The organism is Micromonospora sp. BL1 (genome assembly GCF_003667485.1).
In the GTDB taxonomy this organism is placed as follows: Bacteria; Actinomycetota; Actinomycetes; order Mycobacteriales; family Micromonosporaceae; genus Micromonospora; species Micromonospora tulbaghiae.
Window position 1 is genome coordinate 1 of the sequence record NZ_RCVK01000368.1, and the last position, 9,758, is coordinate 9,758.

Genomic DNA, 9,758 nt, shown 5'->3' on the forward strand with positions numbered 1-9,758 from the left:
GAGCTGGCGAGCACCGCGCGGCGACCACGGCTCAGCCCCACCCGGACACGGGCTCCCAGGGCGTGAGCCCTGCCACCTCCCCGTAAAGGCGCGATCAACCTGCTCTGGACCCCACCACTCACCCGAACTGGGGGCGACGGGCACCGGGCGGTGGGCACCGCAACACCTCGCCGAGCACCCGGACGCGCACTGGCCCGCCACGTCGCCGAAGTGGCGCGATCAACTCGCCCTGGACCGCACCACTTCCCCGAACTGCCGGCGCCCACGGCCCCAGGCCCTCCCCGCGCACCGGCTCCCGGGCCCGGCGCCTCGCCACCTCCGCGAGATGGCGCGATCAACCTGCCCCGGACCCCGCCATCTCCCCGAACTGGCGAGCAGCGGGGCACAAGGACACCTGGGCACCTGGGCACCTGGGCACCCTCATGGGAACGGATACGCGGCGGCCCCGCGTACCCCTGGGTGGGGGCGCGGGGCCGCGACGGTGCGTCAGGCGACGGGGGCCTTGCCGAGCGCGGCCTCGGCCTGGCCCTCCGGTGTGGCGCCGGCCGGCGGCACGTCGTTGGTCGCGCGCAGCGGCACCTCCTTGATGAACCAGGCGAGCACCGGTACGGCCACCGTGAACAGGACGGCCCAGAAGAAGACGTGCGAGATGGCGTCGGACAGGCCGCCGAGCACCGCCTCGCGCATCGGGCCGGTGAGCTTCTTGAGGGCCTCCAGGTTCATCGCGCCGCCCTCGCCGCCGCCCGAGCCCGCGAACGCGGGACCGGCCGCCGAGTCGGCGAGACGGTTGGCGAAGATCGCGCCGAAGAGGGAGACGCCGAACGAGCCGCCGATGGACCGGAAGAAGGTGGCCGCGCCGCTGGCCGCGCCGAGGTCCTTCTGTTCCACGCTGTTCTGCGCGATCAGCATCGAGGTCTGCATGAGGAAGCCCATGCCGACGCCGAGCACGATCATGTAGAGCGAGGACTGCGTCTTGCTGGTGTCGACGTCCAGCAGGCTGAGCAGGCCCATCCCGGCGGCCATCACCACGCCGCCGATGATCGGGAAGGCCCGGTAGCGGCCGGTCTTGGTGATGGTGCGGCCGACCACGAGCGACACCACGAGCATGCCGAACATCAGCGGGAGCAGCAGCAGTCCGCTGTTGGTGGCCGACGCGCCCTGGACGGTCTGCTGGTAGAGCGGCAGGAAGTTCATCGCGCCGAACATGGCGAAGCCGAGCAGGAAACCGATCACCGAGATCAGCGCGAAGTTGCGGTTGGTGAACAGGCTCAGCGGCAGGATGGGCTCCGGCGCGCGGCGCTCGACCAGCGCGAACGCGGCGAGCGCGAGCACCGCCAGCACGGCCAGGCCGAGGATCTGCGGCGAGACCCAGTCGTACTCGTTGCCGCCCCACGTGGTCACCAGCACGATCGCGGTGATGCCGACGGACAGCAGGGCCGCGCCCAGCCAGTCGATCTTGTGCTCGGTGCGGTACTTCGGCAGGTGCATGGTGGTGGCGAGGATCAGCAGCGCCGCGCCGCCCAGCGGCAGGTTGACGTAGAACGCCCAGCGCCAGGAGAGGTGGTCGGTGATGAAGCCGCCGACGAGCGGCCCGGCGACCATGGCGATGGCCATGATGCCGGCGATCATGCCCTGGTAGCGGCCCCGCTCCCGCGGCGGGACCAGGTCACCGATGATCGCCATGACGCCGACCATCAGGCCACCCGCGCCGAGGCCCTGGACGGCCCGGAACGCGATCAGCTCGGTCATGCCGGTGTCGGCGCCGCCGAAGACGCCGGAGCCGGACATGCCGCAGAGCGCGGAGCCGACCAGGAACACGACCACAGCGGTGAGGAAGACGGTCTTGCGGCCGTAGAGGTCGCCGAGCTTGCCCCAGATCGGCGTGGAGACGGTCGTACCGAGCACGTACGCGGTGACCACCCAGGTGAAGTGGTCGGCGCCGCCGAACTCGAAGACGATCCGCGGCAGCGCGGTGCTGACGATCATGTTGTCGAGCATCGCGAGCATCATCGCGATCATCAGACCGAACAGGACGACCCGGACATTGGGTCTGGTGGTCACCTGGGCTGGTTGACTCATCGGTAGGCTCCCCCGCAGATCGGATGATCGACTTACTTGCCGCCCGGCTAGTTTGCTTACTAGCCGGACGGTAAGCTGATGGCGGGCGCACGTCAAGCGGATTGGAAGGATGTCGGCCGGTGAGGGAGACCACAGGTGGCACGCGGGAGCGGATCCAGGCCGTCGCCTTGGAACTCTTCACCGAGCAGGGCTACGAGAAGACGTCGCTGCGGGAGATCGCCGAGCGGCTGGGCGTGACCAAGGCGGCGCTCTACTACCACTTCAAGAGCAAGGACGAGATCGTCACCAGCCTGGTCGACGACCGGCTGCGCCGGATGGACGAGCTGATCGCCTGGGCCGCCGACCAGCCGCCCACGCTGGCGACCCGGCGCGCCCTGATCGGCCGGTACGCCGACAGCATGTTCGCCGGCGACCTGCCCCAGGTGATGCGCTTCTTCGAGCAGAACCAGACGGTGCTCAAGAGCCTGGTCGCCGGCCAGCAGATGCGGGACCGCATGATGCGGCTGGCCCACGAGCTGTGCCGGGGCGACGACTCACCCGCCGCCCAGCTCCGTGCCGCGCTCACGCTGTTCGCGGTGCACAGCAGCTGGTTCGCGGTGCGCGCGCCGGGCATCACCGACGACGAGCGCAAGCGGATCGCGCTCCAGGTGGCCGACGAGCTGCTCGCCAAGATCGGCGAGACCGGCCAGGGCTGAGCCGCGGGCCGGATTCAGCCTGCCGAGGGCAGGTCCAGCCGCAGGCCGCGCAGATCGATCCCGGGCAGCGGCGTCCAGTCCTTCTCCGGGTACCTGACGAAACCGAGCCGCTCGTAGAGGCGGTGGGCGCTCGCCGCCATCCCGGCGCGTACGCAGATCACCACAGCCGTGCAGCCCAGGTCCGTCGCGCGCGCCACGCACGCGGCCGCGAGCGCGGCGCCGGCGCCCCGGCCCTGGGCGGCCGGGTCCACCGCGAGCATCCGGAACTCGGCCTCGCCCGGGCCGGCCAGTTCGGCGTACGGGGTGCCGGGCAGCACGAACGTCACCGCGCCGAGCACCTGGCCGGTGGCGTCGTCGACGGCCACCAGCACCTCGCCGGTCTCGGCGCGCGTGGCCACGTCGGCGAGCACCGGCGCGTACCCGCTCTCGTCCTTGAGCTGGCCGTCCGCCTCGTACGCGGCGACGGTCAGCCGGGCCACGGCCGGGAAGTCCGCCGGCTCGGCGCGGCGCACCCGCAGGCCGGTCAACCGATCTCCGCGATCAGGTCGCCGTCCTGCACCACGTCACCCTCGTTGACCGCCAGCTTCTGCACCACGCCGTCGGACTCGGCGACCACCGGGATCTCCATCTTCATCGACTCCAGGATGACGAGGGTGTCGCCCTCCGACACCGTGTCGCCGGCCGACACGACGACCTTCCAGACGTTCGCCACCATCTCGGCGCGGATCTCCTCGGCCATCTCCGGCCCTCCCTCTCCCCGACAATCCTGCGAACGGTATCCAATCATGACGCCGGTCACGCCGGACCGCGCACCACCGCCGCGCGATCCGCCCCGCCGCGCCCCGGCGGGCGGTGACGGCACTAGCATCGTGCGGGTCGGCCACCGGCGAGCCGGGGAGCCACACCGCGACCTCCGCCGCGCCCAGCCGCGGACGGAACCGTGACCAGCACAAGGAGGCAGAGCATGGCGAAGAAGGCCCGCAAGAAGAAGGCCCGTAAGAAGAGCAGCGCCAACCACGGCAAGCGCCCCAACTCCTGATCATCCGATCAGCGCGGCGCAGGCGCCGGACAGCGGAACGGCCCGGGTCCGTCATCGGACCCGGGCCGTTCCGTCGCTTGTCAGTCGGCCAGTTCGCGCGACTCGGTGCTCTCGAAGACCACCAGTTCGGTCAGCCGCAGGCGCAGCCGCTCCCGCAGCTTCTCCGGGGCCGCCTCGTTGCCGCAGCACCGGGCCACGAGCGCCTTGACCTCCTGCTCGATGCCGTACTCGCGCAGGCACGGCCCGCACTCGTCCAGGTGGTGCCGGATCAGCACCCGGCGCTCCTCGGCGCACTCCAGGTCGAGGTAGAGGTAGACCTCGGCGAGCACCTCGCGGCAGTCCGTCTCGTGCGGTTGTCCACAGCTCACGGTCACACCTCCCGGCCGGCGGCGGCGGTCGAACCCTTCTTCGACGAGGCGGCGCTGAAACCCCGCTCCGCCGCGTACTGCTCGAGCAGCTTCCGCAGATTACGTCGGCCACGGTGCAGACGGGACATCACGGTGCCGATCGGCGTGCCCATGATGTCGGCGACCTCCTTGTAGGAGAAGCCCTCGACGTCGGTCAGGTAGACGGCCAGGCGGAACTCCTCCGGCAGCTGCTGGAGGGCCTCCTTGACGTCGCTGTCCGGCAGCCGGTCGAGCGCCTCCGTCTCGGCCGAGCGCAGGCCGCTGGACGTGTGCGACTCCGCCTCGGCGAGCTGCCAGTCGGTGATCTCCTCGGTCGGCGCCTGGATGGGCTGGCGCTGCCGCTTGCGGTAGGTGTTGATGTAGGTGTTGGTCAGGATCCGGTACAGCCAGGCCTTCAGGTTCGTGCCCTGCTCGAACTGGTGGAAGGCGGCGTACGCCTTCAGGTACGTCTCCTGAACCAGGTCCTCCGCGTCGGCCGGGTTGCGGGTCATCCGCAGTCCGGCGGCGTAGAGCTGGTCGACGAAGGGCATCGCGTCCCGCTCGAAGCGGGCCCTGCGCTCGTCCGTCTTCTCGGTGGTCAACCGCACATCCCCTCGCGTCGGATGCTTTCCCGCCGAGGATACGCGTACCCACTTGCCGGCAGATTCACTTCCGGAGTGTGTGCCGGTGCTCACGACCGACGCCGCCGCGGGCCACTCCGGCGCGTCGAGCAGCCGCCGGAGCTGGCGCTCGTCCCGTTCGTCCCGTTCCCGGCTCCGTGTCTCGATCGGCACCGGTCACCCCCCTCGCGCTGGCTCTGTCGTCGTCCAAGGGAGGTAACGCGAGTTGTGGGGCGTGGCATTCCTCCGGCCCCACCCGATCCTGGTCCCGGCCTCGGCCGCGACCGACGCTGGGACCAGGAAGGGCCTGGGAGGGTGGCCCCGGCGCGCCCGAACCGGGCGGCCGGCACCAACCGGTGCAACGACCCGCCGCGCCGGACGGTCACGGCGCGCGGCGCCCGGTCAGGACGACCACCCGTGTACGCGCAGCCAGTCCCGCACCACGGCGGCCGTGCCGGCCGGATCGCGGCGCAGGTCGTGGCGCTCCCCCGGCCGGACCACCACCTCGATGCCGGGGCCGGGCTCGGGCACGCCGAACGGGTCCCGGTCGCCGTTGACGACGAGCGTGGGCAGCCCGGTGAGCAGTTCGCCGGCCCGGGATCGCTCCGGTCGTCCCGGCGGGTGCAGCGGGAACGCCAGCGCGACGACTCCGGCCGCCCCGACGGCGGCGGCGGTACGGCAGGCCACCCGCGCGCCGCTGGACCGGCCCCCGACCACCCAGTGACGCACCCGCGGGGCGCGCCGGCGCAGCTCGGCCAGCACCGCCGTCCACGCCTCGTCGAGGTGCCCGGCGGGAGCGGGCGCGCGCCGCCCGGTGACCCGGTAGGGCTGGGTCACCAGGGCCACCCCGGCCCCGGCGGCGAGCACCGCGTCCCGCACGGCGGTCAGGTCGGGCGCGTCCACGTCACCGCCGGCGCCGTGCCCGAGCACCAGCACCGCCGCGCCGTCTGCGGGTGGGTCGCACCGGAGCCGGGCGGGCCCCCGTGGTGTGTCGATGTCGTCGTCGTGCCGCACCGGCCCATTCTGCGCGGGCCGGCCGGCCCGCCGGTGTTCGGGCGCGGAAACGGACGTCGCCCGCGACCTGCCGGAGCGGGCCACGGGCGACGTCGGGATCAGCTCAGCGGGACCAGCGTGAGCAGCCGGTCGCGCACCGGCGGACCGGCGTCGTCGAGCGCGTCCGGATCCGGCTGCACCTCGCTGCGCCAGGCCACCAGCATGGCGCGCCGCTCACGCGGCGTGGTGCCGCCCCAGACGCCGTGGCAGTCGCCCACCTCCAGCGCCCATGCCAGGCAGGAGCCCTGGACGTCGCAGGTGCGGCAGAGCGCCACCGCCGCGTCGGCCGGTTCGTTCGGTGCCGGAAAGAACGTCTCCGGATCGACGTTCTGACAGGTGCCCCTGGTGCGCCAGGCGTCGTCCTGGCGTCGTTCGCTCAGCGCCCGCAGCAGTCGCGGATCGCGCCGCGCGGCGGCTACCTCGTGCGGACGCGGCATACGTGCCCGTGTCAATACACCCACCTCCCCCGTGGGAACCGGCGTAGATCTCTACAAGATCGATGAGTGTCATCCGCCCCGTGCGAACAGACGCCCATCACCGGCGCTGTGTTCTATCGCATTCGCGTACGTAAGGACAAGAGTCTTCAATGAAACTGACTGAACGTCCGGGCGACTTTTCCGGCCCAACCCCGGCAAAGGGGTACACGCAAATGTGGCGGAGCGTGATCAGAACAGCGTCGGTCCGGCGGCCGTCCCGGCACCCGCCGGAGCCACCGCGGCGATCAGCTCCGGGCCGTCGTTGCGGACGTCCCCCACGGCCCGGGAGACGGGCCGGATCTCCAGCCCGGCGAGCAGGCCGGCGTCCGGCGGCGTGAGCAGCTCCGCCGGCTCCTCGGCCGGGCCGAGCCAGCCCGCCCAGCGCTCCGGCGACAGCAGCAGCGGCATCCGGTCGTGCACCTCGGCCAGCTCGCCGACCGCAGCGGTGGTGAGCACGCTGAACGTGAGCCGGGCCGTGCCGGCCGACTCCCACACCGACCAGATGCCGGCGAAGGCCAGGACCGAGCCGTCCCGCGGGGTCATGAAGTAGGGCTGGCGCCCGCCGTCGGCGAGGCGGACCCACTCGTACCACCCGTCGGCGGGGACCAGGCAGCGGCGGCGGGCGAAGGACGACGCGTACGCCCGGCTGGTGGCGACCGTCTCGGCCCGCGCGTTGATCATGCGGGCGGCCCCGGCGGCGCTGCGCGACCACTGCGGGAGCAGGCCCCAGCGGCCGAGGGAGAGCAGCCGGTGCCCCTCCGGGGCGAGCCGGACCAGCGGCACCGGGTCGGTCGGCGCGACGTTGTAGTCCGGCGTCACCCCACCGGTCTCGTCGGCCGACTCGAACAGCCCGCTCAGGTCGGCGGCGCTCCGGGTCGTGGCGTACCTCCCGCACATGGCGCCCACGCTAGCCGCATCCGGACGTTCCGGCTGTCCCGCCCAACGGGAGCAGCGGCGACGAACGGTTCCACCGGCCCGCGAGCTTGGCAGAATGTGACCGTGAGCAATCCGACCGCGACGCGTCCACCGCAGCCGTGGACCGCGCCGACCGCGAGCGACCCGGTCGCCGCGACGCTGCGCCTGCCCGGCTCCAAGTCGATGACCGCCCGGGCCCTGGTGCTCGGCGCGCTCGCAGGCGGGCCGTCGACACTCGCCCGTCCGCTGCGCGCCCGGGACACCGAACTGATGGCCGGTGGCCTGCGCGCCCTCGGTGCCCACATGTCCGTCTCGGACGACGACCGCTGGCTGGTCCGTCCCTATCCGCTGGCCGGCCCGGCGCACATCGACGTCGGCCTGGCCGGCACCGTGATGCGCTTCCTGCCTCCGGTGGCCGGGCTGGCCGCCGGACGGGTCACGTTCGACGGCGACCCGCACGCCCGGACCCGCCCGCTCGGGCCGCTGATCGGCGCGCTGCGCACGCTCGGCGTCCGCATCGACGCACCAGCGGCCGGAAGCCTGCCGCTCGTCGTGCTCGGCGCGGGCCGGGTGGCCGGCGGCGACGTGGTGATCGACGCCTCCGCGTCCAGCCAGCTCGTCTCCGGGCTGCTGCTCGCCGCACCCCGCTTCGACCGGGGCGTCGTGGTCCGGCACGAGGGGCCGCCGGTGCCGTCCGCGCCGCACCTGCGGATGACGGTGCAGATGCTCCGCGCGGCCGGCGCCGCCGTCGACGACACCACGCCGGACGTGTGGACGGTCGAGCCGGGCCCGCTGTCCGGGCGCGGCTGGGAGATCGAGCCGGACCTGTCCGGTGCCGCGCCGTTCTTCGCCGCCGCCCTGGTCACCGGCGGTGAGGTGACGTTGCAGGGCTGGCCGCGCAGCAGCCTCCAGCCGGTCGAGCGGCTCCGGGAGCTGCTGCACCGGATGGGCGGCGAGGTGAGCCTCGGCACCGACGGCCTGACCGTGCGGGGCACCGGCACCGTGCGCGGGCTCGACGCCGACCTCTCCGACGTCGGCGAGCTGACCCCGGTGCTGACCGCGCTCACGCTGCTCGCCGACGGGCCGTCCCGGCTCACCGGCATCGGCCACATCCGCGGCCACGAGACCGACCGGGTCACCGCGCTCGCCAAGGAGTTCACCGCGCTCGGCGCGGACATCACGGAGACCCGTGACGGGCTGGACATCCGGCCCCGCCCGCTGCGCGGCGGGACGTTCCGCACGTACGCCGACCACCGGATGGCGCACGCGGCGGCGGTGGCCGGGCTGGCCGTCCCCGGCATCGAGGTCGACGACGTGGCGTGCACCTCCAAGACCATGCCGGAGTTCCCGGCACTATGGTCGGGGATGGTGACCGGCAAGAACTGAGAGCGGGGGACGTCCTGGCGACGAAGCGGCGCGAGTACGACGAGGACGACGTCCGGGTCCGGCCGGGCCGGTCGTCGCGCCCACGAACGCGCACCCGGCCCCGCCACGCGGACGCCGTCGAGGGCTTCGTCATCGCCGTCGACCGGGGCCGCTACACCTGCGTGCTGGCCGGGGCCGGGCCGGACGCGCCGCTCGTGACCGCCATGCGCGCCCGCGAGCTGGGACGCAAGTCGGTGGTGGTGGGCGACCGGGTCGGGCTGGTCGGGGACACCTCCGGCGCGCCGGGCGCGCTGGCCCGCATCGTGCGCATCGCCGAGCGGACCTCGGTGCTGCGGCGTACCGCCGACGACGACGAGACCACCGCCGAGGGGCGGCTGGAACGGGTCGTGGTGGCGAACGCCGACCAGCTGGTCATCGTCAGCGCGCTCGCCGACCCGCCGCCGCGTACCGGGTTCATCGACCGCTGCCTGGTGGCCGCGTACGACGCCGACATCGAGCCGCTGCTCTGCCTCACCAAGGCGGACCTGGCCGGCCCGGAGGCGGTGCTCGGCTACTACACCGAGCTGGAGCTGCCGTACGTGCTGATCCGCCCGGACTCCGACCTGGCCGCGCTGCGGGCGCTGCTCGCCGGCCGGGTCTCGGTGATGGTGGGTCACTCCGGGGTGGGCAAGTCGACGCTGGTCAACCGCCTCGTCCCGGACGCCGAACGGGCGGTGGGCACGGTCAGCGCGATCGGCCGGGGCCGGCACACCTCGACCAGCGCGGTGGCGCTGCGGCTGCCCGCCGAGCCCGGCGCCGACGGCGACACCGGCTGGATCGTCGACACTCCGGGGGTACGCAGCTTCGGGCTGGCGCACGTGTCCGCCGAGAGCCTGCTGCACGGCTTCCCCGACCTGGTCGAGGCGACGGTCGACTGCCCGGCCAACTGCCCACACACCGCCGACGAGGCGGACTGCGCGCTCGACGCCTGGGTGGCCGCCGGGAAGGCCGACGCGCGCCGGCTCGCCTCGTACCGCCGGCTGCTGGCCTCGCGCAGCGGCGAGGGCGACCCGCGCGAGCCGGAGCGCAACCCCGGCGACCCGCTCGCCGGGTCCTGACCGGCGGACCGG

11 protein-coding genes are annotated in these 9,758 nt (G+C 73.3%); 3 read left to right on the plus strand and 8 right to left on the minus strand.

Translation table 11 applies throughout. The features are described from left to right. Window positions 1–486: 486 nt before the first annotated feature. The gene (locus EAD96_RS27640; protein WP_121686310.1) at window positions 487–2,079 is read right to left on the minus strand and encodes an MDR family MFS transporter; all 1,593 of its coding nucleotides are present in this window, start codon (window positions 2,077–2,079) and stop codon (window positions 487–489) included. Between the two features lie 119 nt (window positions 2,080–2,198). Between EAD96_RS27640 and EAD96_RS27645 the strand changes: the two genes are divergently transcribed. Next, window positions 2,199–2,774: a TetR/AcrR family transcriptional regulator gene (locus EAD96_RS27645; RefSeq protein ID WP_120573280.1), complete on the plus strand. Its 576-nt coding sequence runs from the start codon at window positions 2,199–2,201 to the stop codon at window positions 2,772–2,774. A gap of 14 nt (window positions 2,775–2,788) precedes the next feature. Here EAD96_RS27645 and EAD96_RS27650 read toward each other — a convergent pair whose 3' ends face one another. The 7 genes from EAD96_RS27650 to EAD96_RS27680 form a co-directional block, all read right to left on the minus strand. Continuing rightward, complete coding sequence (locus tag EAD96_RS27650) at window positions 2,789–3,301, minus strand: GNAT family N-acetyltransferase (protein WP_121686311.1); 513 nt, start codon at window positions 3,299–3,301, stop codon at window positions 2,789–2,791. Continuing rightward, on the minus strand, window positions 3,298–3,513 hold the full coding sequence (locus EAD96_RS27655) for a biotin/lipoyl-binding carrier protein (protein ID WP_013288370.1): 216 nt from the start codon (window positions 3,511–3,513) through the stop codon (window positions 3,298–3,300). The genes EAD96_RS27650 and EAD96_RS27655 overlap by 4 nt, the downstream gene beginning before the upstream one ends. Window positions 3,514–3,893: 380 nt before the next feature. Beyond that, entirely contained in the window at window positions 3,894–4,181 is a 288-nt protein-coding gene (gene rsrA, locus EAD96_RS27660) for a mycothiol system anti-sigma-R factor (RefSeq protein WP_013288372.1), read from the minus strand. A gap of 2 nt (window positions 4,182–4,183) precedes the next feature. Continuing rightward, window positions 4,184–4,993 (minus strand): sigma-70 family RNA polymerase sigma factor, encoded by an 810-nt coding sequence (locus tag EAD96_RS27665; protein ID WP_120573278.1) that lies wholly within the window; start codon window positions 4,991–4,993, stop codon window positions 4,184–4,186. A 228-nt stretch (window positions 4,994–5,221) separates the two neighbouring features. Further along, window positions 5,222–5,833 carry an alpha/beta family hydrolase gene (locus EAD96_RS27670; protein ID WP_121686312.1) on the minus strand — a complete coding sequence of 204 codons (612 nt, stop codon included), beginning with the start codon at window positions 5,831–5,833 and terminating at the stop codon, window positions 5,222–5,224. A gap of 98 nt (window positions 5,834–5,931) precedes the next feature. Then, window positions 5,932–6,324 carry a WhiB family transcriptional regulator gene (locus tag EAD96_RS27675; protein WP_013288375.1) on the minus strand — a complete coding sequence of 131 codons (393 nt, stop codon included), beginning with the start codon at window positions 6,322–6,324 and terminating at the stop codon, window positions 5,932–5,934. Window positions 6,325–6,537: 213 nt separating this feature from the next. Beyond that, the gene (locus EAD96_RS27680; protein ID WP_121686313.1) at window positions 6,538–7,245 is read right to left on the minus strand and encodes an SOS response-associated peptidase; all 708 of its coding nucleotides are present in this window, start codon (window positions 7,243–7,245) and stop codon (window positions 6,538–6,540) included. 102 nt (window positions 7,246–7,347) lie between these two features. Between EAD96_RS27680 and aroA the strand changes: the two genes are divergently transcribed. After that, window positions 7,348–8,649, plus strand: coding sequence for a 3-phosphoshikimate 1-carboxyvinyltransferase (gene aroA / locus EAD96_RS27685; RefSeq protein ID WP_120574139.1), 1,302 nt, complete (start codon window positions 7,348–7,350; stop codon window positions 8,647–8,649). After that, the gene (gene rsgA, locus EAD96_RS27690) at window positions 8,619–9,746 is read left to right on the plus strand and encodes a ribosome small subunit-dependent GTPase A (RefSeq protein ID WP_162959307.1); all 1,128 of its coding nucleotides are present in this window, start codon (window positions 8,619–8,621) and stop codon (window positions 9,744–9,746) included. Before aroA ends, rsgA begins: the two co-directional genes overlap by 31 nt. Window positions 9,747–9,758: the final 12 nt, after the last annotated feature.